General features: G+C 66.4%; 19 protein-coding genes and 1 pseudogene. 12 read left to right on the forward strand and 8 right to left on the reverse strand.

Going from position 1 to position 21,984, the window contains the following annotated elements:
* Positions 1 to 302 precede the first annotated feature (302 nt).
* A complete protein-coding gene (locus RR42_RS03995) occupies positions 303 to 3,665 on the reverse strand; it encodes a diguanylate cyclase (RefSeq protein WP_043344306.1) in 3,363 nt (1,120 codons plus the stop codon).
* 631 nt (positions 3,666 to 4,296) lie between these two features.
* On the opposite strand from RR42_RS03995, the gene RR42_RS04000 reads away from it, so the two are divergent.
* A complete protein-coding gene (locus RR42_RS04000; protein WP_043344308.1) occupies positions 4,297 to 4,755 on the forward strand; it encodes a (2Fe-2S)-binding protein in 459 nt (152 codons plus the stop codon).
* Between the two features lie 12 nt (positions 4,756 to 4,767).
* Entirely contained in the window at positions 4,768 to 7,011 is a 2,244-nt protein-coding gene (locus RR42_RS04005) for a xanthine dehydrogenase family protein molybdopterin-binding subunit (protein ID WP_043344312.1), read from the forward strand.
* 36 nt (positions 7,012 to 7,047) lie between these two features.
* On the opposite strand, the gene RR42_RS04010 is transcribed toward RR42_RS04005, so the two are convergent.
* Positions 7,048 to 7,929 (reverse strand): anti-sigma factor family protein, encoded by an 882-nt coding sequence (locus tag RR42_RS04010; protein ID WP_043344314.1) that lies wholly within the window; start codon positions 7,927 to 7,929, stop codon positions 7,048 to 7,050.
* Positions 7,916 to 8,614: an RNA polymerase sigma factor gene (locus RR42_RS04015; protein WP_043344316.1), complete on the reverse strand. Its 699-nt coding sequence runs from the start codon at positions 8,612 to 8,614 to the stop codon at positions 7,916 to 7,918. The genes RR42_RS04010 and RR42_RS04015 overlap by 14 nt, the downstream gene beginning before the upstream one ends.
* Positions 8,615 to 8,853: 239 nt before the next feature.
* Here RR42_RS04015 and RR42_RS04020 point away from each other — a divergent pair, with 239 nt between their 5' ends.
* Together RR42_RS04020 and RR42_RS04025 are read left to right on the forward strand one after the other, a co-directional pair.
* The gene (locus RR42_RS04020) at positions 8,854 to 9,735 is read left to right on the forward strand and encodes a metallophosphoesterase family protein (RefSeq protein WP_043351342.1); all 882 of its coding nucleotides are present in this window, start codon (positions 8,854 to 8,856) and stop codon (positions 9,733 to 9,735) included.
* Between the two features lie 75 nt (positions 9,736 to 9,810).
* A complete protein-coding gene (locus RR42_RS04025; protein ID WP_043344319.1) occupies positions 9,811 to 10,185 on the forward strand; it encodes a cupredoxin domain-containing protein in 375 nt (124 codons plus the stop codon).
* 448 nt (positions 10,186 to 10,633) lie between these two features.
* Here RR42_RS04025 and RR42_RS04030 read toward each other — a convergent pair whose 3' ends face one another.
* The 3 genes and pseudogenes from RR42_RS04030 to RR42_RS41430 all read right to left on the reverse strand — a co-directional run bounded on the left by RR42_RS04030 (position 10,634) and on the right by RR42_RS41430 (position 12,598).
* On the reverse strand, positions 10,634 to 11,002 hold the full coding sequence (locus RR42_RS04030; protein ID WP_043344323.1) for a hypothetical protein: 369 nt from the start codon (positions 11,000 to 11,002) through the stop codon (positions 10,634 to 10,636).
* 333 nt (positions 11,003 to 11,335) lie between these two features.
* Positions 11,336 to 11,632, reverse strand: a pseudogene (locus RR42_RS40645) (efflux RND transporter permease subunit); the annotation flags it as partial.
* Positions 11,633 to 11,932: 300 nt separating this feature from the next.
* On the reverse strand, positions 11,933 to 12,598 hold the full coding sequence (locus tag RR42_RS41430) for a hypothetical protein (protein ID WP_162484919.1): 666 nt from the start codon (positions 12,596 to 12,598) through the stop codon (positions 11,933 to 11,935).
* 584 nt (positions 12,599 to 13,182) lie between these two features.
* On the opposite strand from RR42_RS41430, the gene RR42_RS04040 reads away from it, so the two are divergent.
* From RR42_RS04040 to RR42_RS04065, 6 genes are all read left to right on the forward strand, one after another.
* Positions 13,183 to 13,470, forward strand: coding sequence for a winged helix-turn-helix domain-containing protein (locus tag RR42_RS04040; RefSeq protein ID WP_043344327.1), 288 nt, complete (start codon positions 13,183 to 13,185; stop codon positions 13,468 to 13,470).
* Between the two features lie 122 nt (positions 13,471 to 13,592).
* The gene (locus RR42_RS04045) at positions 13,593 to 14,201 is read left to right on the forward strand and encodes a 2OG-Fe(II) oxygenase (RefSeq protein WP_043344331.1); all 609 of its coding nucleotides are present in this window, start codon (positions 13,593 to 13,595) and stop codon (positions 14,199 to 14,201) included.
* Positions 14,202 to 14,249: 48 nt separating this feature from the next.
* Positions 14,250 to 14,972 carry a Crp/Fnr family transcriptional regulator gene (locus RR42_RS04050; protein WP_043344333.1) on the forward strand — a complete coding sequence of 241 codons (723 nt, stop codon included), beginning with the start codon at positions 14,250 to 14,252 and terminating at the stop codon, positions 14,970 to 14,972.
* Between the two features lie 255 nt (positions 14,973 to 15,227).
* Complete coding sequence (locus tag RR42_RS04055) at positions 15,228 to 15,689, forward strand: hypothetical protein (protein ID WP_043344337.1); 462 nt, start codon at positions 15,228 to 15,230, stop codon at positions 15,687 to 15,689.
* A gap of 593 nt (positions 15,690 to 16,282) precedes the next feature.
* Positions 16,283 to 16,498 (forward strand): hypothetical protein, encoded by a 216-nt coding sequence (locus RR42_RS04060; RefSeq protein WP_043344339.1) that lies wholly within the window; start codon positions 16,283 to 16,285, stop codon positions 16,496 to 16,498.
* 148 nt (positions 16,499 to 16,646) lie between these two features.
* Complete coding sequence (locus RR42_RS04065; RefSeq protein WP_043344343.1) at positions 16,647 to 17,510, forward strand: LysR family transcriptional regulator; 864 nt, start codon at positions 16,647 to 16,649, stop codon at positions 17,508 to 17,510.
* Here RR42_RS04065 and RR42_RS04070 read toward each other — a convergent pair.
* The gene (locus tag RR42_RS04070; protein ID WP_043344347.1) at positions 17,507 to 18,511 is read right to left on the reverse strand and encodes a zinc-dependent alcohol dehydrogenase family protein; all 1,005 of its coding nucleotides are present in this window, start codon (positions 18,509 to 18,511) and stop codon (positions 17,507 to 17,509) included. The genes RR42_RS04065 and RR42_RS04070 overlap by 4 nt on opposite strands.
* Before the next feature lie 526 nt (positions 18,512 to 19,037).
* On the opposite strand from RR42_RS04070, the gene groES reads away from it, so the two are divergent.
* Both groES and groL read left to right on the forward strand, forming a co-directional pair.
* The gene (gene groES / locus RR42_RS04075) at positions 19,038 to 19,328 is read left to right on the forward strand and encodes a co-chaperone GroES (RefSeq protein WP_006160236.1); all 291 of its coding nucleotides are present in this window, start codon (positions 19,038 to 19,040) and stop codon (positions 19,326 to 19,328) included.
* A 40-nt stretch (positions 19,329 to 19,368) separates the two neighbouring features.
* Positions 19,369 to 21,012 carry a chaperonin GroEL gene (groL, locus tag RR42_RS04080; protein ID WP_043344351.1) on the forward strand — a complete coding sequence of 548 codons (1,644 nt, stop codon included), beginning with the start codon at positions 19,369 to 19,371 and terminating at the stop codon, positions 21,010 to 21,012.
* A gap of 138 nt (positions 21,013 to 21,150) precedes the next feature.
* On the opposite strand, the gene RR42_RS04085 is transcribed toward groL, so the two are convergent.
* Positions 21,151 to 21,939: a metallophosphoesterase gene (locus RR42_RS04085; RefSeq protein ID WP_043344353.1), complete on the reverse strand. Its 789-nt coding sequence runs from the start codon at positions 21,937 to 21,939 to the stop codon at positions 21,151 to 21,153.
* Positions 21,940 to 21,984 lie beyond the last annotated feature (45 nt).

Genomic DNA, 21,984 nt, shown 5'->3' on the forward strand with positions numbered 1-21,984 from the left:
CGGCACGGGGGGAGCCAACCGTCGACCTGTATGGCCGCTTGGGGCCGGCGCATACATTGCACGAGGCGTGCCAGGCCAAAGGCCGTGCCGAAGCCGCCTAAGCTGCTGAAAAACAAGGGGAAATTAATGTGCGCTCGGCGCACGGTTCGGATTTCCGTGCGGGCAACGCGACAGGGCGTTCGGTTTTCCGAACGGGTGGCGGGGCTGAAAACGGAACTGGCGCCCGTGCGGGCGCCAGCGTGTGATGCAAGGGGCATGGCGCGGCTGGCGCATGCCGCCGCCAGCCACGCACGCCAGATGACTCAGGCGTTGTCCACGGGTTGGGTCGGGCAACTCTCCAGGAACAGTTCCAGCGGCATCGGCCGCCCGATCACATAGCCCTGGGCATAGTCCACACCGAGCGAGCGCAAGGCCTGCAGCGTTTCCTCGTCCTCCACGGATTCGGCCACGGTCAGCATGCCCAGGCGATGGCCGATGTCGTTGATCGAGCTGACGATCTCGCGGTCCACGGCGTTGCCGGCCAGGTGGCGGATAAAGCTCCCGTCGATCTTGAGATAGTCCACCGGAAACTGCTTGAGATAGGAGAACGACGACAAGCCGGCCCCGAAATCGTCCAGCGCCACGGTGCAGCCAGCGCTGCGCATTTCGGTCACCAGGCGATTGGCCGCCGCCATGTTGTTGATCAGCGCGGTCTCGGTGATCTCCAGCTGGATGCGGCTGGCGGGCAGCACGGACTCGTGCAGCTCGGCGTGCAGGAACGGCAGCAGGAACGGCTCACCCAGCGAATTGGCCGACAGGTTGATGGCGACCGTGAGCCTGGGCACCGCGCTCAGTCGCTCGCCGAATTCGTGCAGCACGTGGTGGATCACCCAGCGGTCCACGTGGCCCATCAGGTCATAGCGCTCGGCGGCGGGGATGAACGCGCCCGGCATCACCAGCTTGCCTTGCTCGTCGACCATGCGCACCAGGATCTCGATATGGCGCTCGGCCTGGTTGTGTCTCTGCAGCGCGTGGATCTCCTGGGCGAACAGGCGGAAGCGGTTAGCATCCAGCGCTGAGTGGATGCCGGCGGCAACCTGCAACTCCTGGTGGTGGCGCTGCGCATCGCTTTCGTCGCGCCGGTACACCGAGACGCGGCTGCGCCCGGCCGCCTTGGCGGCGTAGCAGGCTACGTCGGCGCGGCTCATCAGCTCGCCCATCGGCGGTGTTTCGTGGTCGATGGCGGTAATGCCGATGCTCGCGCCCACATCGTAGACCCGCCCTTCCCACGGGAAACGCTGGCCGCGGATGGCATCGATGATCTTCTGGCACACGCGCTCGGCGTGGTCCACCGTGCAGTCCATGAGCAGCAGCGCGAACTCGTCGCCGCCCAGGCGGGCGAGCAGGTCGTGCGGGCGCACGTGGTAGCGGATCACGTGGCCGAGCTCGCGCAGCAGCACGTCGCCCGCGGCGTGCCCGGCCGTGTCGTTGACGATCTTGAAGCGGTCCAGGTCGATGAAGCACAGCGCGTGATGCTGTTGCTGCATGCGCGCAGCGTCGCAGGCCTCGCGCAGCCGCTTCTCGAACCAGATGCGGTTGGGCAGGCCGGTGAGCGCATCGTGCGAGGCCGAATGGGCCAGCTCGCGCTGCAGCGCGCGGGCGCCGGTGATGTCCTGGAACACCAGCACCGCGCCGATGACCTCGCCGGTAGCCGTGCGCACCGGGGCTGCGGAGTCCTGCACGTCATGGCGGTCGCCGGTCAGGCTTTGCAGCACCGCGCCGTCCTGCAGGTAGACCGGGCGCAAGGTCAGCAGGCACTGTTCCACCGGGCTGGGGATCGGCGCGTTGGTATGCTCGTCGACGATGCGGAAGATGGATTCGAGCGGCTGGCCGGCAGCTGCCTGCATGGTCCAGCCGGTGAGTTGCTCGGCGATCGGGTTCATGAAGGTGACGCCCATGCTGGCGTCGGTGCAGATCACCGCATCGCCGATGGAGCGCAGCGTGATATGCAGGCGTTCCTTTTCCTCGAACAGCGCCTCGGTGAGGCGGCGCTGTTCGGTGATGTCCCAGTTGGTGCCGATCATGGACACCGCGGTGCCATCGTCCTGGCGCAGCACCATTGCCATGGCCCGGATGTGGCGCACCGCGCCGTCGGGGCGCTGGATGCGGTATTCGGTATCGAAGGTGCGCGTGCCGCGCACCGCCTCGCGCATCTCGGTGCTTGCCTGCTCGACATCCTCGGGGTGCACCATGGCCGTCCAGCGCTTGATGTCCGGCGCGCCCAGGGCGGGATCGATGCCGTGCAGCGCATGCATGCGCGCGTCCCACTCGATCGCGCCGCTGGCAACGTCCCATTCCCAGATGCCTACGCCGCCGGCTTCCACCGCCAGCTGGGTCCGGCGCGACAATGCCTCGAGCTTTTCCAGCGCGGTCTTGCGCTCGTCGATGTCCTCTACCTGCGAGATGAAATGCAGCGGCTTGCCCGTGTTCTCGTCGTGCACCAGGGAGACGGCCAGCAAGGTCCAGCGATAGTGGCCGTCCTTGTGGCGGAAGCGCTTTTCTATCCGGTATGACTCGATCTCGCCGGCCAGCAGGCGCTCGACCTGGCGCAGGTCGGGGGCGAGATCGTCCGGGTGGGTGATGGCCGGGAAGGGCAGCTCCGCCAGCTCGGCGGCATCATAGCCGAACAGGTCGCAGATGGCGTGGTTGACCTGCAGCCAGCGGCCGTCCAGTCCCACCAGCGCCATGCCGATGGCCGAATGCTCCATCGCCTGGCGAAAGCGCCGCTCGCTGCCGCGCAACTCGCTGCGATCGCGCCGGTTCTGCTCCAGCAGGAAGGCGATGCAAGTCGGGAACACCATGATCAGCGTGGTCGACAACTGCACCGACTGCAGCAGGAACGGCTCGTTCGCGCCCAGCCCCAGCGCCACCGTGCCGCAGATGGCCAGTAGCGTCAGCAGGGCAGTGGCAAAGGGATTGGTCAGCAGCGCCGCCAGCACCAGCGGCAGCGCCATGACCACGAACGGCTCGTTGCTCTTGTATAGCGCCACGCCGCCCACCGCCAGGCTCAGCAGGAGCAGGCCGGCAACACGGGGCAGTTGCGCGCGGCGGAAGGTGTCCGCGAAACGCTCGCGGGTGATCGATACCATCAGCGGCAGCAACATGACGATGCCCATCGAGTCCGCCGTCCACCAGGTCCACCAGACCGCGCCAAAGCTGCTGTGGTAGGCGGTGCTGATGGTGGCGGCGCCGATGGTGGCGCCCACCGCTGGTCCCAGCGTGCCGGCCGCGCTCAGCGTCAGCGCGAAGCGCGCCAGCGGTCCCGGGCGGGCTAGCGTGGCGCCGCCGGTCATGGCGCGCACCAGCCATGCCGAGAAGGCAATCTCGACGACGTTGCCCAGCGCCAGCGCCAGCGCAATGCCGGGGCTATCGCCGATGGCCGCGTTGGCCGCCAAGCCTGCCGCCAGCATCCCCGCCAACTGCCAGAGCGCATCGCCGCTGCGCTGGTGCAGCAAGATGCCGAGGCCAAAAGCATTGGCCAGCCAGAGCATGGCCACGTTTCCCGGGTAGCGCGACACGGCCAGCCCGGCCAGGGCTAGCAGGAAGAAGGCGATGGCGCATAGCGACACGCGCTGCCAGCGCGGGTAGGTGATGGGCAAGGGGCGGACATCCAAATCTGGCGTCATGTGGCGTCAGCCTGAAGCTGCGTTCTCGAAAATGAGGCGATGGGCGGGCGTCGGGCAGGTTGCACGCACGGCCCAGCTTAATGGATCAATATAGCGGCGATGCGCCGCAAGCACGAGGCGATAAGCCCCGGTGTGTTCCCGCTATTCGGACTAGCGCCGGACGCCGTTTTGGGGTAGGCGAGCGGCCGGCGGCAAGCCGGAACTGGCCCTGGCGGCCACTCTGCCGCCAGGGCGGACAGGCGCGCTGCCGTTCCAGGCATACAGGCGTTTCAGGCATATCCCCGCCGAGGAGGGGTATTGGCGAGGCTATCGGACCAGCGCGAAGCGCGTCGGCATCATCCGCGATAGGGGCGCCTTGGGCGCGCGGTGATTGCCGGCACCTGGGCCGAGTCTGCCAGCTGCGCAGGCCCGCTCATGCGCGCCGGAAGGCATGGCCTGAGGCCGCCCGGGCGCGGTGCTCGGTACCGCACGCGATGGCCCTTTTTGCACTATGCTCTGAAGGTTGTACGGCGTGCGCAACGCGGCTGGGGCGCACGCTGCTGACTGGCCGCCGGCGGCGCGGCGCGGCGGATCGAACCGCTGCACCATGCCGGGGCGGACCAGGGCACACAGACCCAAGGAGCTCCCCCCCATGACCACGCTAGATATCAACGGCAAGCCGTTGCAGGTAGACGTTGATCCTTCCACGCCCCTGCTGTGGGCGTTACGCGACAGCCTTGGCATGACCGGCACCAAGTTCGGCTGCGGCATGGCCGCATGCGGTGCGTGCACCGTGCATGTGAACGGCCAGGCCACGCGCAGTTGCGTGATGCCGATTTCGGCGGCGCAAGGCGCGCGCATCACCACCATCGAAGGCGTCACCGGCGACAAGGTTGGCCGTGCTGTGCTCGACGCCTGGATCAAGCACGACGTGGCGCAGTGCGGCTATTGCCAGAACGGCCAGGTGATGAGCGCCGTCGGGCTCTTGCGCAGCAAGAAGCACCCGAGCGATGCCGACATCGACCAGGCCATGGCCGGCAACCTGTGCCGCTGCGGCACCTACCAGCGCATCCGCGCGGCCATCAAGGACGCGGCGCGCGCGCTGGCTTAAGGGGACGACACCATGCGAATCAGATACCTCGAAGCACTGGCCGGCGGCAACCGCGGGCACGCGCACGCCGGCGGCGCCGCCGCGCTGGACCGCCGCAGTTTTCTCAAGCTGACCGGCTTTGCCGGTGGCGGCTTGGCGCTCGGCATCCTGCCAGCCCAGGCCGCGCTGGCGCAGGAGGGCGCGGCGCCCAAGGCCCCGCCTTCACCGCCGCAGGCGTTCCTGCTGATCGCGCCGGACAACACCGTCACGGTGGCGGTCAACCGGCTCGAATTCGGCCAGGGCGTGCATACGGCGCTGCCCATGGCACTGGCCGAAGAGCTCGACGTGGACTGGCGCAACGTGCGCGCCACGCTGGCGCCCGCCGGCGATGCGTACAAGGATCCCGCCTTTGGCATGCAGATGACCGGTGGCTCCACCGCGCTCAACCACTCCTTCCAGCAGTACCGCGAGCTGGGCGCGCGCGCCCGCGCCATGCTGGTTGCCGCCGCGGCCACGCAGTGGCAGGTCGATCCGTCGAGCTGCCAGGTGGCGCTGGGCGTGGTCACCGCCGGCAGCCATCGCGCCACCTTTGGCGAGCTGGCGCAGGCCGCCATGGCGCTGCCGGTGCCGCAGCAGGTAACGCTCAAGAACCCGGCGCAGTTCAAGCTCATCGGCAAGCCCACGCGCCGGCTGGACGCGCGCGGCAAGCTGGAGGCCACCACCGCCTTCGGTATCGACGTGCACCTCAAGAACATGGTGGTGGCCGTGGTGGCACGCCCGCCGCGCTTTGGCGGCAAGGTGAAATCCTTCAACGCCGACAAGGCGCGCGCGATCAAGGGCGTGGCCGACGTGATGCTGGTCCCGGTGGATCGCGGCGGCACCGGCGTGGCGGTGGTGGCCAATGGCTACTGGCCGGCCAAGCAGGCGCGCGACGCGCTGGAGATCGTGTGGGAAGACAGTGGCTCCAGCGTCTCCACCAAGGACTTGTTCGCGCAATACAGGACGCTGGCCGCGCAACCCGGCACGGTGGCGCTGCAGGCTGACATGGGCGCCATGTCCGGCGCTGCGCGCACCATCTCGGCGGACTACGAGTTTCCCTATCTTGCGCATGCGCCGATGGAGCCGCTGAACTGCACCTTGCAGGCCGAGGTGTCGGGCAAGGCGGTGCAGAGCGTGAAGGTATGGGTGGGCTCGCAGTTCCAGACCGTGGACCAGGCCGCCATCGGGCGCGTGCTCGGGCTGGCGCCGGCCAAGGTCACGCTCAACACCATGATGGCGGGCGGCGGCTTCGGCCGGCGTGCCGTGCCCACCTCCGACTACCTGGTCGAAGCGGCCAACGTGCTGCTGGCCTGGGTCAAGAACGGGCATGACGAACCGCTCAAGGTGATGTGGAGCCGCGAGGACGATATTCGCGGCGGCTACTACCGGCCGCTGCATGTGCACCGCGCGCGCATCGGCACCGATGCGAAGGGGCAGGTGCTCGGCTGGCAGCATACCGTGGTCGGGCAGTCCATCCTCTCCGGCACGCCGTTCGAGGCATTCATGGTCAAGGGCGGCGTGGACTCGACCATGGTCGAAGGCCTGGTTGAGAACGACTATGGCTTCCCGCTGCAACTATCGGTGCATCACCCGCAGGTGGCGGTGCCGGTGCTGTGGTGGCGCTCGGTTGGCAACACGCACACCGCCTTCGTCAAGGAAACGCTGGTCGACGAAGTGGCCGTCAATGCCAGGCAGGATCCGGTGGCGTACCGCCTTGCGCGTCTGGACGCGGGCAAGCACGCGCGCCATCGCGCGGCGTTGCAGCTGGCGGTGGACAAGTCCGGCTACGGCAAGCGCAAGCTGCCCAAGGGGCAGGCCTGGGGCGTGGCGGTGCACGAGTCATTCGGCACGGTGGTGGCCTATGTGGTGGAGGTGTCGCTGGTGAAAAACGAGCCGCATGTGCATCGCGTGACGGCCGGGGTGCATGCCAACCGCGTGGTCAATCCGATGTCGGCCGAGGCGCAGGTGCAGGGTGCATGCGTGTTCGGGCTGGCGATGACGCGGCCGGGCTTTGCCATCGAGATCGAAAATGGCGCGGTGAAGAATAGCAACTTCCCCGACTATCCGCCGCCGCGCATCACCGATGCGCCGGTGGTAGACGTGTTCTTCGTGCCCTCCGAGGATCCGCCCACCGGGCTGGGCGAGCCGGGCGTGCCAGCCATCGCGCCAGCGGTGGCCAACGCGCTGTTCACGCTCACCGGCAAGCGCCAGCGGCAGTTGCCGTTCGTGCTCGCCTGAGCCCGGGTACCGGACTCAGGGCTCAGGGCTCAGGGCTCAGGGCGCGCGGTTGTCGCCGGCCGCGCGCCAGGCTTGCGTGAAGCGCAGCAGGTCGTCGGCCGAGGCATCGGTGATGGCCGCGTAGCGCATGCCGTCCGACTCCCAGATTGCCAGCTCGTAGCCTTGGCGTGCCTCGATCTGCGGCGGCGCCTGGCTGCGGCCGGGGCTGGCGGCTGGCTTGCCGTCCGGCTTGTCCGTCGTGCGCGATGGCAGCACGAACACATCGATGGGGTGCTGGTTGCGGCGGTAGACCAGCACCGCCACTGTCCGCCCATGCACGTAATCGAGCCGCCCCCCGACCAGCGGGAACCCTTGCGGCGCGAGTTCCCGTACCGACGGCGCGTAGTCGATCCGGCCATTGAACCAGGGTTTGACGGTGTGGCGATCCGACGAGGCGACATCGATCGAGTGCCCCGAGATCAGCGCGCGCACATGGCTGCTCACCATCTCGCCTTCCACTGTCGGCCCGGAGCCATCGCTCAGCGCGTACTGGACCATGCCGAAGCCAAGCGTCGCCACCGTCAGCGCGGCCATGGCGGCATTGGCGGCGGGACCCCACTCGAAATAGCGCCGCATCCGTTGCCACCATGCGCCACCGTTGCCGGCTGGCGCCGCCGCAGCGCCGGAGCCAGCCGCCTGTGGCGCTGGCGTGGCCTGGGCTGCGTCCAGTGCCGCGGTCAGCCGCGCGCGCAGGGCCGGCCCTGCGCGGTGGTAGGGCGCATGCGCGCGCAATACCGTGCGCAGTTCGCGCAGGTGGGCGAGCTGCGCCGTGCAGGCCGTACATTGCGCCAGGTGCTGCTCAAGGCGCAAGGCATCGCCCGCTCCGAGTTCACCGTCAGCACTGGCCTGCAGCAGCAGGCGGGCGTCATTGCAGTTCATGGCCTGTCTCCCCAGCAGGTTGCGGCGGCGTGGCGTGGATGGCGGTTGCCGCGGCGGCCCTGTCCGTTACCGGTGCGGTGGACAGGGTGCCTGCCGCGCCAAGGTCGGCGCCGCCCCGGGTGCCAAGGCCGCGCGTGCCCTCCGCGCGCAAGGCCAGCACCGCCGCCGCCAGCAGCTTGCGCGCGCGTGCCAGCCGCGACATCACGGTACCCAGCGGGATTTGCGCGATGACCGCGATATCGCGATAGGGCAGATCCTCCAGCTCACGCAGCACCAGTACTTCCCGAAAGGCCAGCGGCAGCCGCTCCAGCGCCAGATGCAGCAGCCGGACATCCTCGGCGCGCAACAGCCATTGCTCAGGGCTATCGCCGTGGCCATCCTGCCAGCCGGGCAGCGGCTCGCCATCGAAATGCGCGTCGTCGTAGCCCGCGCTCTCGGCCTGGCCCGGCTGATGCCGCTTGCGCCAGGTGGTGAACCACGTGTTGCGCACGATCGCCAGCAGCCACGCGCGTGGCTGGTCGCCCCGGAAACTGTCAAAAAAACAGAAAGCCCGCAGGCAGGCTTCCTGCACCACGTCATCCGCCTCCGCGGGGCTGCCCGACAGCCAGCGGGCCAGGTTGTAGGCGGCGTCGAGGTGCGGAAGTACCAGATCGTCGAAACGGCGGCGCTGGTCGGCAGCGTTCACGTCACTCCTTTGGCTCGGTGCCCGGGTTGGACGCATCGCGCGCCATCCCCGTTCATTCCGTCTGTGCCGCGTATACCGGGAATGCATTGAGTTTATTCCCGAATCTCACCGCCACCGCGTAAAAAAAATTCGCCGGCAACGGGAATAAACACGCCTGCGCGCCGGTATGACAGGCAGGTCCCCAGCAACCTGATCAATCCGATCGATGCGATCGATCCGATCAACAGATGGAGCTCAATATGCAGCGAGCATGGAAGCGGCGCGATTTTCTCGGGCTTGCCGCGTGTGCCGGCGGCGCGGTGTTTGTGTCGGCATTGCCCGGATGGGCCGCCGGACGCGACGAAGCGTTCTACTTTGTGCAGCTCTCGGACGCGCACTGGGGGTTCCAGGGCCCGCCCAATCCCGACGCGCGCGGGACCTTGCCCAAGGCGGTGGCAGCGGTCAACGCACTGGCCGAGCCGCCGGATTTCCTGATGTTCACCGGCGACCTTACCCACACCACCGATGACCCCGCCGAGCGCCGCAGGCGCATGCGCGAGTTCCAGTCGATCATTGCCGCGCTCAAGGTGCCGGTCGTGCACCTGATGCCGGGCGAGCACGACGCCGGCCTGGACCAGGGCGCGGCCTACCGCGAACTGTTCGGGCCCACGCACTATGTGTTCGACCACAAGGGCGTGCACTTCATCGTGCTGGACAACGTGTCCGATCCTGCCGGGCGGGTGGGCGCTGCGCAACTCGACTGGCTCGCCGCGGATCTTGCGCAGCAGCCGCAGTCGGCGCGCATCGTGGTGTTCACGCACCGTCCGCTGTTCGATCTGTATCCGCAGTGGGACTGGGCCACCCGGGACGGTGCGCAGGTCATCGAGCGGCTGATGCCGCATCCCAATGTGACAGTGTTCTACGGGCATATCCACCAGGAGCATCACCACATGACCGGGCATATCGCGCACCATGCGGCGCGCTCGCTGATATACCCGTTGCCGGCGGCAGGGTCGCAGCCGCAGCGCTTGCCGGTGCCGTGGGATCCGGCGCAGCCCTATCGGGGGTTGGGCTGGCGGGAAGTGGAGGCGGGCAGGGCGTCGGGGGATTTCGGGATCGAGGAGAGGCCTGTCAATGGTTGAGCGGATCGTGCCATGCCGCTTTGGACGGCTTTGGACGGCTTTGCGCTGCTTTGAACTCGCTATCAGGAGTTGGTCATGTCAGTCATCGGACGGGAAGGAATCAGCCGCAGGCGGGCGCTGTGCTGCCTGCTGGCGCTGGCGGGCGGGACGCCGCTGCTGCGCAGCGCAGCCGCCGCGCCAAGGGTGATCAAGGTGCATGCGCGCAAGTTTGTCTTTACGCCGAACCGGATTGCGCTGCGGGTCGGGGAGCCGGTGGTGTTCGAGCTGACAGCGCAGGATGTGATCATGGGGTTCAGCGTGCCGGATCTCGGCATTCGGGAGGATTTGCCGCCCGGCAAGGTCGTGCGGGTTTCGGCCTTGCCCAAGGCGGCTGGCAGTTTTGGGTTCTTGTGTGATATTTTTTGTGGGTCCGGGCATGAGACGATGAACGGGGTGATTGAGGTGAGTTAGGTTGTTGCAACTGATTAACGTCATGGCCAAGGGCAACTGCAACTGCTTAACGTCAACTGCAACTGCAGTTTCACCACCCCTGCGGGGCGGCGACCTACTTTTTTGTCTTGCCCAAAAAGTAGGCAAAAAAGGCGCGCCGGATGGGGCGACACCCCCTCGGGATTTCACGAAAAGAGCGGCCGGGACCCAAACTCGCATCGCCTTAAGGCGATACTCAGACATGGGTCCCTCTTTTCCGCTCTTTTCGTGAAATCCCGAGGCGCCCCATACGGCCTCTGAACACCTGCACGGCTCGCTTCGCGTCGCGCTCGGGTGTGGCCCGCCCTTCGGGCGCTTCACACGGCTACTCAATCGGTTGATCTTGCCGCTGGTTGGCTCTGTGTTTACCTTAGTGTGTGACGGTCACCGCCACCGGTGATTGGGTAAGCGCTATGTGCGTGGTTGGTTTTCACGGCAGCACGGCGCGCAGGCGATCTAAGCGGGACGGCGGCAAGGCAATCGAATCACCATCTGATGCCTCGACGCCGTAGTAGACAGCCTTGCCGTTCAGATCCCAGTTAAGAATCTTTTCGTCTGCTGTATAGGTGCGCTCGGCGAGCACGGTGTCCTCGCCGTTTCGAAAGATCCGTAGACGCACTGTGACAAGTCCCTTCCAGTGGTCAATGACGCATTGCTCCGCGACATAGGCGCTGTTGTCCGACTTGTGACGGGTGCAGTGGTCAGCGGTCGCTCGCAATCTCGCATTTTGTATGTGGCAGACAAGAAGAACGAGTACCACTACATAGAAAGTCCAGCGCAATATTTTCGTGAATCTCATATCTCTAACATTGAGCCGAATTTCGCATAGGGAATCAATCAGACGAATCCGAATTCATCCTCGGTGTTTGCAAATTTTTGCAATCGACAGAAGCGTCGGAGATGCGGGAGCGTGGTGTGGCAAGGAGAGAGGCCCCCCTGCAGCGCACGGCCATCGAGGGGCAAACCAGCCTTTTCGTGGGAGCGGGAGTAACTGGCGAGCCCTCTGCACGGTCATGCAGGAGAGGGCCGCACTACCCCGAAATCCGAGCCGATTGCTCGGCCCGGCATGCTCAGTTACTTCGCTACGACGGCTGGCGCTGGCGTATAGCTGTGCGTCAAGACCAGGATCGGATCGCAAGTCCTCCAGGCTCATGCCCATGGCCGAGAGCTTCTGCGGATCTACCTGGATGCGCACCGACGGCTTTTGCTGGCCGCCAATATTGACCAGCCCGACGCCGAAGATCTGCGAGATCTGCTGCGCCAGCACATTGTCGGCGAAGTCGTTGACCTCGGTCAGCGGCAAGGTGTCGGACTGCACCGCCAGCACCAGGATCGGCGAGTCGGCCGGGTTGATCTTGCGGAAGGTCGGGGGCGTGGGCAGGTTGCCGGGCAACTGCCCGCTGGCGCGCTCGCTAGCCTGCACCGAGAGCGGCGCGCCGTTGGCCTGCATGGCGCCGTTGATGCGTTGGAATTCGCCGTCGGGCAGCGTGAACACCGCGTCGATCGGGTCGATCTGGCGGATCACCACCAGGCCGTTGGCGTCGGCGGCGTGGACGATATTGCCCGGGTCGACCGGGCGCGCGCCAACGCGCCCGGACAGCGGCGCGGTGATGGTGGTGTAGTCGAGCTGCACGCGGGCGACGTTGGCCAGGGCTTCGTCGGTCTTCACCGCGGCGGCCAGCTGCGCCTGGAACGTGCGCGGGTCGATCTGCGCCAGCAACTGCCCGGCCTAGACGTCCTGGCCTTCGACAAAGCCGACGCGGTCAAGCTGGCCGTCCACGCGTGGCTTGACCGTCACCGTGGCCATTGCCTGCACCGTGCCGACGCCGGACCGGCCGATCGGCACGTCCTCGCGCTTGACCTGCGCGCTGGTCACCGAGGCCGCCGGCGCCACGTCGCCCGAGGTCGGTACGCCTGCGCGGAACTGGCTCTGGGTCAGCTTGAGCGATTCCTCATACGCGGGCAGGGCGAAGGCATACAGTGCCTTGAGCACGTCGGTGACGCGCAGCTGGATATAGTCCTGCACCAGCTCGCCCTGGATCGTCAGGCGCGCAGCGGCAAGGTCGGCGGCACTGGCCGGCGCGCGGGATTGCCGGTACTGGGCCTCGGCCTGGCGCAGGCTCTGGTTGGCTGCGTTGGCGTGCCCCACCAGCTCATTCAGGCGGGCATCGTCGAAGCCCACCCACCAGGCCTGGGTCAGATCCACCGGGCGAGGCTCGGCGACCTGCCATTGGTGATCGTCCGGCACGGCCTCGCGATACGCGGCGGGGGTCTCGGCCGGGGCGCGCTGATAGTCCGGCCCGACCGCGCAACCGCCCATCCAGGCAGACGCCAGGGCGAGGCAGAACAGGTGCGGCGAGAGCAAACGCGCGGCGTTCATGGAGGCGAGAAGCAAGCGATGGTCATGCGGACTTTCGTGAGGCGATGCCGTTGTTTGCCGGCTCCTGCCCGGGATGGCGGGTTGGTTTCCACGCGCATGCACGCCGAGAGCGCGGCGCCGCGCAGGCGCGGCATATGGCAAGGATAGTGCGGCGCGGGAACGTGTGAAACGCGCTGCGCATGACTGAATATTTCACTTGCTTACGCCGATGCGCCGGGCGCGTTACGATCTATGCCGGCAGGTGATGCGCGAAGTACGCCCACGGATGCGGCTCGCGGCGGGCGCGCGTGCCTGTTAGGGTAGCTGGCAGCGGGTGGATGCCGGGTTGTGCGGCGCATCAAAGGGCGAGCGAGGGCGAGCGAGCGCCAGCGCCGCAGTGCGCGCACCGGCGCCGCGTGAGCCGCCACGGGCAGGCGGTCGCAGCCTGTTGTAATCTTGGGTAATTGTGCGCCAGCGAGCCTCGGCAGGTTGCATTTGCTGTGCCCGCCGCGTAGAAAGTAGGTGTCAGGCGGTCGCGGCGGATGGGCTGCGGCACTCCGCACGGCCGGCCGACGCATATAACTACATGACATCTGGACGACGAGCGGGAAGGCGTGGCCATGGAGACCGATCAAGAAAGCACACTGACATACGCGCTGCTGACAGTGCCAGCGCGTGCCGCCATCTGCCGCGCGCTGCTGGAGGCGGGTGAAGCCGGCATGCCGGCGTTCGACCTGGCTGGCGTCGCCGGGCTGAGCCTGCCGCGCGCCAGCCACCATTTCAATGAACTGATGCAGGCCGATGTGCTGGCCCTGGTCGTGCGTGACCGGCAGGTGATCTATGTGCTCAAGGCCCGCCGCGCGGTGAGCCTGGCGCTGGAGTATCTCGACAGCGGCGGGTTGTCGTAGGCCGGCGGCCGGCATGGCTGCGCCCCGGGGCTGTTAAAATGCGCGCCTGCGCGCCAAGGGCCTCCTGTTGTCCAGGTGGCCCTTTTTGTTTTGACGTTTCCCCAGCACGAAGTCTCCCACCCATGTCAGCCCTGGAACGTTTGTTTGTTGCCCTGGAAGCGCACGGTTGGGCCGTGTGCGACGACCTCATCGACACCACGCTGGCGGCGCGGCTGCATGCCGAGAGCCGCGCGGCGTGGGAGGCCGGCCTGTTCCATCCGGCCCGCATCGGGCGGGGCGAAGCCACCGCCCGCGACGCGGGCATTCGCGGCGATTCGATCCTGTGGCTCGACGACGCGCCCGCCGGCGCGGCGCGGGCGGATTTCCAGGCCTGGGCCGCGGGTTTGCGCGAGGCCTTGAACGAGCGCTACTTCCTGGGCTTGAAGCGCGAGGAATTCCACTTCTCGCACTATCCGGTCGGCACCGCCTACAAGAAGCACGTGGACCAGCATCGCGCGACCCTGCATCGCAAGATTTCGCTGGTGCTCTACCTCAATCCTGAATGGAGCGAGCGCGATGGCGGCGAGCTCGCGCTCTACGGGCAGGATGACGGCACCACCGAGTTGCATCGCGTGCTGCCGCAGCGCGCGCGGCTGGTGGTGTTTCGCAGCGACCTGGTCCCGCATGAAGTATTGCCCTGCCACAAGACGCGATGGGCACTCACCGGCTGGTTCCGTACCGATCCGGCCTGAACCGCCCGAGCGGCATCAGCAGCGTAACCAGCAACCCGGGCAACAGGCATGAGCACACGACCGCAGCCGCACGAAGACGACACCGCCGCTGGGCAGTTTTCGGCCGAGCTCGAAGCACTGCTCCGGTCGCATGCCATGCGGCGGCAACTGGTCAAGGGTGAGGTGCTGTTTACCTACGGCTCCAACCCGGACGCGCTCTTCTGCGTCGAGCGCGGCGCCATCAAGGTCAGCAGCACGGCGCAGAACGGGCGCGAGGCCGTGGTCAGCCTGCTGGAGCCGGGGCAGTGGTTCGGGGAGGTCTCGCTCTTCGTCGACGCGCATCGCGTGTACGACACGCGCGCCGCGCAGGCTAGCGAACTGCTGGTGATTCCCGCCGCCACTTTCCATGCCCTCGTCGCGCGCGAGCCGCGCTGGCTGATGGAGTTCACGCAACTGATCTGCCGGCGCTACCGCAGCGCACTGGAATGGATCGACGAGGTGATCCTGATGCCTTTCCCGGTGCGGCTGGCGCGGCGCCTGCTTGCCGTCGAGCATGCGCACGCGCTGTCCACCCACGGCATGCCGGGTGTGCGGACATCCGGTGCCCCCGCCGCGCTCAAGCTCTCCCAGGAAGACCTGGGCCATATGCTTGGCGTGTCTCGCCAGAGCGTCAACCGGCAGCTCAAGGACTGGGAGAAGCAGGGCGTGCTGCATCTGGAATACGGGCGCCTGACGCTATCCGACAAGGCGGCGCTGCAGGCCATCGCCAGCGAGTCCGCGCCTGGCACGTAGCGCGGTAGCTTGCGCTTCGTCGCAAGAATGAAATAACCGGCGGCTAAGATCGTGGCGGGGCCGGCCGATACTTTTCCCTTCGCGGGGATGGCAGGTTTTTTGACGAAATCCGTGTCTGCATGGCCCCGTGCCGCTTGGCGGCGATGGCTGTTCCCTGCCTTTCCCCCTTTTGCTCCCTTTGCGCCGCCGAAGAAAATCAACGAGTTAAACGATATATACTGTTTTGATACCACTGCGATCAAAACAGGAGGATGCATGGCAACGGTTTCGAATGGGCGCACGCGTGCGCCCGCGCCCGCAGCGGCGCAGAAAAAGGCCGCCACCGCAGTGAAGCAGCCGGTCAAGCGCGCCAGCAAGACGCAGACGGCAGGCAAGGCTGCCAAGGCTGAAGCGGTCAAGACCGTGGCTGCCGCACCGAAGGCCGCGAAAGCAGAGAAAGCAGAGAAGGTTGAGAAGGCACAGAAGCCCGCCAAGGCCAAGGTCGTGCGCGACAGCTTCACCATGCCGGAGTGGGACTATGCCAAGCTGGCGGAACTCAAGCGGCGCTGCCTGAACGGTGGCGCGCACGTGAAGAAAAGCGAGTTGTTGCGGGCCGGGCTCAAGATGCTGGAGTCGCTGCCGGAGCGGCAGTTGCTGGCCGTCGTGGCCCAGGTCGAGACCGTCAAGACGGGCCGGCCCGCCAAGCGCAAGGCGCGCGACGCGGCTTCTGTGCAGTAAAGCCGCAGCGTGCATTGCGTGGCACCTGGATGTATGGCGTCCAGGTGCGCGCCGTATTTTGCGGGTTTCATGAATAGTTGATGACAGCCTCAACCATCCGCCAATTCGGTCGTTAAGATGGTCAGGGCTTACCAATCCTGAAGCCGGACCGACCAGGCGCCGCCTTGCCGGTCCGCCGATTTTCAGAGCCTTCACCGTTTCTTGCCGGCGCCATCGTCATCCACAGAATGAGTCTCTTCAGGCCATCTTTCTGGTGCCCGTTTTCCGTGTTCGCCGTCGTCACGGTGCCGCTGGCCGAGCCGCCGCGGGAGCGGCCGCCGGGTGATACGTCCGCACGCGGTGAAGCGAATCCGGATGCGCGGCGAGACCTCCTCACGGTGCCCACGCCGGCGGTCCGCTAGCCTGGCAGCAGCGGCCCTGCCGAGGCATCGTTTTGTTGCGCCGCAAGGCAACGCATAGCCTGCTGTATATCTGGAAACGGCTCGCAAAGTGCCTATAATTATGGCGCGTTGCACCAATTCGCCTGCTGCCATGCTGCATCCATCCGACTGTGCAGGATGGAACCTTGCCCCCTGCCACCCTGAGGTAAATCCATGTTGCCGTGTGAGCGATGCAAGCGCCAGGCCGGCAGGCCAGGACACCTGCCGCCGCACGAGGATCTGGAGGCCGTGCGCGCCAATGCGCGGTCCCAGGACGGCGCCGCCTATGCCTACCGCTGCCGCCAGTGCGGCTGCACGCTGGTGTTGCGCAGTCCCAGCCGGGAAGTGCCTGACTACTGGGTCCTGGAGGGGCGGGCGCCTTCCGCCTGACATTGACGGGAGGCCGGCCCGCCGCGAACCCGTGATTGTTCTTGCCACACCGCCGTGCCATCATCGCGCAGCCGCCTGCGCATTGCCTGGCCGCGCTGAATCCGACACCTCCCAAACGTAACGTCAGTAACATCAGCGAATTCCCCGGATGGACTGGAGTGATATCAAGATCTTCCTGGCGATCGCCCGCGCCGGCACCCTGGGCGGCGCCGCGCGCGCGATCGGGCAGACCCAGCCGACCATGGGGCGCAGGCTGAAGGCGCTGGAGGATGCCGTCGGGCATGCCTTGTTCCAGCGCACCAGCGACGGCTATGTGCTGACCGATGAAGGGGCTGCCGTGCTCGCCCACGCGCAGCGTATCGAGGCAGAGGCGATTGCTTTCGAGCGCCAGCTGTCCGGCCAGGCGCGCGAGCTGGACGGCATGCTGCGGATCTCGTCGTCCGACTGGTTTGGCGTGCACATGCTGACGCCGGTGATCGCGGACTTTATCCGCGCCCATCCGCGCGTCGCGGTGGAACTGGTTACCGATGCCCGCTTGCTCAGCCTGGCGCGCCGCGAGGCGGACCTGGTCTTTCGCATCCGCGCGTTCGACGAGGCCGATATCGTGCAGCGCAAGCTGATGCATATGGACTACGCGCTCTATTCGGCGCCCGGCGTGGCACCGCCGCGCGCGGGCGATGGCGAGGGCCATGCCCTGCTGACGCTGGATGCGGGTTTCGCGGACCTGCCCGACGTGGCCTGGATGCGCAGGCAACTGCCGAACGCCCGGGTGGCATTCGGCAGCAACAGCCGCGAGGCGCAGGCCAGGCTGTGCGCGGCCGGCGCGGGGCTGGCTGTGCTGCCCTGCGTGCTGGCCGAGCGCCTGGGCGGGCTACAGGCCATCGACATGGGCGAGGCGCCGCCAGGGCGCGATGTCTGGGTGGGCTATCACCGCGACCTGCGCCGCCTGGGGCGGCTGCGCGCCTTCCTGGATGCGACCATCGAGCGCCTGGGCAATAGCGCGCACGCCTAGTCCCCGGCAATCTCCACCACCAGCTTGCCCTTGGCGGTGCCGGTCTCGATGGCGCGATGCGCATCGATGGCGGTATCGAGCGTGAAGTGCCGCGCATCGAGCCGCACGGCGAGCTTGCCCGCATCGGCCAGCCGCGCCGCTTCGCGCAGGATCTCGCCGTGGTGCGCGCGGCCCTTGCCGGTGAGCATCGGCATCAGCGTGAACACGCCTGAATACGTGGCCGCGCGAAACGACAGCGGCGCCAGCGCGTGCGTGCCCCAGCCAAGGCAGCTCACCACGTGGCCGCCATAGGTGCGCGCAGCGAGAAAAGAACTGTCCAGCACCGTGCCGCCCACCGTGTCGTAGACCACGTCGAAGCCCTCGCCCGCAGTGTATTGGTCGACATACTGCGCGACGGATGTCGCGGCGTGGTCGATCGCGGTGGCGCCATAGCCCTCGATGATCGCCTTCTGCGCGGCGGAGCCCGTGGCGTAGACCTGCGCCCCGAGCGCGCGGGCGATCTGCACCGCGATATGGCCCACGCCGCCGGCGCCGCCATGCACCAGCACCTTCTGGCCAGGCTGCACGCGCGCCCGGTCGACCAGGCCTTCCCACGCGGTGATGAATACCAGTGGCAATGCCGCGGCTTCGCGCATCGACAGCGCGGCAGGCTTGCGTGTTAGCAGGTCGGCATCGACCGCGGCGTACTGCGCGAGCGAGCCCTGCAGGCCGCCCACGCCACCGGTCATGCCATAGACCTCGTCGCCGGGCGCAAAGGCCGTCGCGCCCGCGCCCACGGCTTGCACCACGCCGGCCAGGTCCAGCCCCAGCACGGCGGGCAAGGGGTGGCGGGCGTGCGCCGCCTGGCCGGCGCGGATCTTGGTGTCGAGCGGGTTGACGCCGCTGGCCAGGATGCGCACCAGTACCTGGCCGGGGCCCGCCACTGGCCTGGGAAGCTGGACGGCCGTGAACGGCGCGCCCGCGGATTCGACGATGAGGGCCTGCATGGTGGGGTGGGACATGATGCGCTCCGTATAAGTTGGCAATGAACTAGCGAAGGGTTGGTGTGACCATTCTTGGCCAGGCCGGCGCGCTCGTAAATCAACGCTTCTGTACTCTTGCCATGCAGTTCTGAATGGGATGGCCTCGTGGCCTCGTGTCATGCCGCCGTGGAAGTGGGTGACGTTGACGATTGCGCGGCAGGCGAAAGTGCCGCAGGCAGCATCACGGGTGCCGTGTGGCGATCCGCCCCCGAGACATTGGTCTGGTGATCCATGGGCAACTTTCCCGTTGACGAAATTCGTCCGGATTTCATCGGGATGCGAATAAAGATCTCGCCGCGCGGCCAGGCCCCACAACGATTCTCACAATTCCAGGGTAAACACGTATCAAGTCGTTGACTTGAAAACGCTACCCCCCGTCCCTATAATTAGCACTCGTTGGGCATGAGTGCTAACAGACCTCTCCCAGCGTACTAATTCTGCTGGCCGTCAGTGCTGGCGGTCATTTTTGTGAACCTAAAATCACTTTTTGTACCAAGGAGTCCGTATGAATCTGCGTCCTTTGCACGACCGCGTGATCGTGAAGCGTCTGGACAATGAAACCAAGACCGCTTCCGGCATCGTGATTCCCGACAACGCTGCCGAAAAGCCTGATCAAGGTGAAGTGCTCGCCGTTGGCCCCGGCAAGAAGGACGACAAGGGCGCTTCGATCGTCCTCGACGTCAAGGTGGGTGACCGCGTGCTGTTCGGCAAGTATGCCGGCCAGGCCGTGAAGGTGGATGGCCAGGAACTGCTGGTCATGCGCGAAGAAGACATCATGGCTGTGGTGAACAAGTAATCCACGCACCCCATTCGTACAGATTTAGGAGATTCAGAACATGGCAGCTAAAGACGTAGTATTCGGCGACGCCGCCCGTGCCAAGATGGTCGAAGGCGTGAACATTCTCGCCAACGCAGTCAAGGTTACCCTGGGCCCGAAGGGTCGTAACGTGGTGCTGGAGCGCAGCTTCGGCGGCCCGACCGTGACCAAGGACGGCGTGTCCGTGGCCAAGGAAATCGAGCTGAAGGACAAGCTGCAGAACATGGGCGCGCAAATGGTCAAGGAAGTGGCTTCCAAGACCAGCGACAACGCTGGTGACGGTACCACCACCGCAACCGTGCTGGCCCAGTCGATCGTGCGCGAAGGCATGAAGTACGTTGCCGCCGGCATGAACCCGATGGACCTGAAGCGCGGCATCGACAAGGCTGTGGTGAACGCGGTTGAAGAGCTGAAGAAGCTGACCAAGACCACCACCACCAGCAAGGAAATCGCGCAAGTTGGCTCGATCTCCGCCAACAGCGACGAAGTGATCGGCAAGCTGATCGCTGAAGCGATGGACAAGGTCGGCAAGGAAGGCGTGATCACCGTGGAAGACGGCAAGTCGCTGGCCGACGAGCTGGAAGTCGTGGAAGGCATGCAGTTCGACCGCGGCTACCTGTCGCCGTACTTCATCAACAACCCGGAAAAGCAAGTTGTCGCCCTCGACAACCCGTTCGTCCTGCTGTTCGACAAGAAGATCTCGAACATCCGTGACCTGCTGCCGGTGCTGGAACAAGTGGCAAAGTCGGGCCGCCCGCTGCTGATCATCGCTGAAGACGTCGAAGGCGAAGCCCTGGCGACCCTGGTGGTGAACAACATCCGTGGCATCCTGAAGACCGCTGCTGTCAAGGCTCCGGGCTTCGGCGACCGCCGCAAGGCCATGCTGGAAGACATCGCCATCCTGACCGGCGGTGCAGTGATCGCTGAAGAAATCGGCCTGACGCTGGAAAAGGCAACCCTGCAAGAACTGGGTCAAGCCAAGCGCATCGAAATCGGCAAGGAAAACACCATCATCATCGACGGCGCCGGCGACGCAGCCTCGATCGAAGCACGCGTGAAGCAAATCCGTGCCCAGATCGAAGAAGCGACCTCGGACTACGACCGTGAAAAGCTGCAAGAACGCGTGGCCAAGCTGGCCGGCGGCGTTGCAGTGATCAAGGTTGGCGCAGCCACCGAAGTCGAAATGAAGGAAAAGAAGGCACGCGTGGAAGATGCACTGCACGCAACCCGTGCAGCCGTGGAAGAAGGCATTGTCCCCGGCGGCGGTGTGGCCCTGCTGCGCGCTCGCGCTGCCATCGCTAACCTGACCGGCGACAACGCCGACCAGAACGCAGGCATCAAGATCGTGCTGCGCGCCATGGAAGAGCCGCTGCGCCAGATCGTGCTGAACGCTGGCGAAGAAGCTTCGGTCGTCGTGGCCAAGGTCATCGACGGCAAGGGCAACTACGGCTACAACGCCGCCACCGGCGAGTACGGTGACCTGGTGGAAATGGGCGTGCTGGACCCGACCAAGGTGACCCGCACCGCGCTGCAGAACGCCGCTTCGGTCGCATCGCTGATGCTGACCACCGACTGCGCAGTTGCCGAAATGCCGAAGGATGAATCGGCTCCGGCAATGCCGGGCGGCATGGGCGGCATGGGCGGCATGGACGGCATGATGTAAATCTGCCGGCCTGCCAAACGGCAGCCTGCTGTACCCGCATCACCCGTAGTAGCAAAAACCCCCGCTGGCGCGAGCCGGCGGGGGTTTTTGTCTATGGGGCGACAGTACCGGCCCAAGGGGCGCCGTCGCGTGAAAGGCTTACAGCTCCACCGTGTAGCACCAGTCGAAGGCCGGGTTCTCCGGTTCGCCGGTCTTGCGGCGGATATAGCCGCGCGGGTTGCACACCACGCGCGCATCTTCCAGGCGGTAATCGAAGCCGGTATGCGTATGGCCGTGCACCCACAGGTCGGCCTGCGCAACCAGGTCCGGCCGGCGCGAGATAAAGCCGGCGGAGACCAGGTCATGGGAGAAGCGCGGGTCGAGGCTGCCGAGATCCGGTGCATGGTGGGTCACCACCACTGTCTTGCCGGCAAAGGGCACGGCGAGCTGCGCCGCCAGCCAGGCGCTGGCCGCCTCGTGCCGCGCCAGCGCGTCGGCCGTGGTGAAACGGCGCCGCAGGCCGTCGCCATCCGCCACCTCGATCAGGCGGTGGTCCACCATCACGCCAGCGCAGGCCAGCATCGACTCCTCGCGCCGGCCGGCGCCAAACAGCGCGTAGTCAGTCCACCAGGTGGTGCCGATCACGCGCACCGGCTCGCCCGCCAGGTTGTCGAAACAAGCCACCGCGTCATTGAGCACGCGCACATGCGGCGCCGCCCCGGCGGCCTGCGCCAGTTGCGCGTCCACCTGCTCGAAGGCGCTCTCGTAGTACTCGTGATTGCCCGGCACATAGACCACCGGCCCCGAAAAGGTGCGCGCGGCCCAGTCGACGCCGGCGCGGCCGTTGGCGATATCGCCGGCCAGCACCACCAGGTCGGCGGGGCAGTCGGGTATCGCCGCCGGTGTGTCGTGTTCGAGGTGCAGATCGCTGAGGATGCGGATCTTCATGGGGTCTCCATGCGAAATGCCGACGCGCCGACGGCAAGGGGCCTG

The organism is Cupriavidus basilensis (assembly GCF_000832305.1).
GTDB classification, from domain to species: Bacteria; Pseudomonadota; Gammaproteobacteria; order Burkholderiales; family Burkholderiaceae; genus Cupriavidus; species Cupriavidus basilensis_F.

What these genes read in the sequence shown, in the direction of transcription:
- RR42_RS03995 (WP_043344306.1), bottom strand. Translation starts at nt 3,665, where the DNA reads ATGACGCCAGATTTGGATGTCCGCCCCTTGCCCATCACCTACCCGCGC.
- RR42_RS04000 (WP_043344308.1), top strand. Translation starts at nt 4,297, where the DNA reads ATGACCACGCTAGATATCAACGGCAAGCCGTTGCAGGTAGACGTTGAT.
- RR42_RS04005 (WP_043344312.1), top strand. Translation starts at nt 4,768, where the DNA reads ATGCGAATCAGATACCTCGAAGCACTGGCCGGCGGCAACCGCGGGCAC.
- RR42_RS04010 (WP_043344314.1), bottom strand. Translation starts at nt 7,929, where the DNA reads ATGAACTGCAATGACGCCCGCCTGCTGCTGCAGGCCAGTGCTGACGGT.
- RR42_RS04020 (WP_043351342.1), top strand. Translation starts at nt 8,854, where the DNA reads ATGCAGCGAGCATGGAAGCGGCGCGATTTTCTCGGGCTTGCCGCGTGT.
- RR42_RS04025 (WP_043344319.1), top strand. Translation starts at nt 9,811, where the DNA reads ATGTCAGTCATCGGACGGGAAGGAATCAGCCGCAGGCGGGCGCTGTGC.
- RR42_RS04030 (WP_043344323.1), bottom strand. Translation starts at nt 11,002, where the DNA reads ATGAGATTCACGAAAATATTGCGCTGGACTTTCTATGTAGTGGTACTC.
- RR42_RS04040 (WP_043344327.1), top strand. Translation starts at nt 13,183, where the DNA reads ATGGAGACCGATCAAGAAAGCACACTGACATACGCGCTGCTGACAGTG.
- RR42_RS04045 (WP_043344331.1), top strand. Translation starts at nt 13,593, where the DNA reads ATGTCAGCCCTGGAACGTTTGTTTGTTGCCCTGGAAGCGCACGGTTGG.
- RR42_RS04050 (WP_043344333.1), top strand. Translation starts at nt 14,250, where the DNA reads ATGAGCACACGACCGCAGCCGCACGAAGACGACACCGCCGCTGGGCAG.
- RR42_RS04055 (WP_043344337.1), top strand. Translation starts at nt 15,228, where the DNA reads ATGGCAACGGTTTCGAATGGGCGCACGCGTGCGCCCGCGCCCGCAGCG.
- RR42_RS04060 (WP_043344339.1), top strand. Translation starts at nt 16,283, where the DNA reads ATGTTGCCGTGTGAGCGATGCAAGCGCCAGGCCGGCAGGCCAGGACAC.
- RR42_RS04065 (WP_043344343.1), top strand. Translation starts at nt 16,647, where the DNA reads ATGGACTGGAGTGATATCAAGATCTTCCTGGCGATCGCCCGCGCCGGC.
- RR42_RS04070 (WP_043344347.1), bottom strand. Translation starts at nt 18,511, where the DNA reads ATGTCCCACCCCACCATGCAGGCCCTCATCGTCGAATCCGCGGGCGCG.
- groES (WP_006160236.1), top strand. Translation starts at nt 19,038, where the DNA reads ATGAATCTGCGTCCTTTGCACGACCGCGTGATCGTGAAGCGTCTGGAC.
- groL (WP_043344351.1), top strand. Translation starts at nt 19,369, where the DNA reads ATGGCAGCTAAAGACGTAGTATTCGGCGACGCCGCCCGTGCCAAGATG.
- RR42_RS04085 (WP_043344353.1), bottom strand. Translation starts at nt 21,939, where the DNA reads ATGAAGATCCGCATCCTCAGCGATCTGCACCTCGAACACGACACACCG.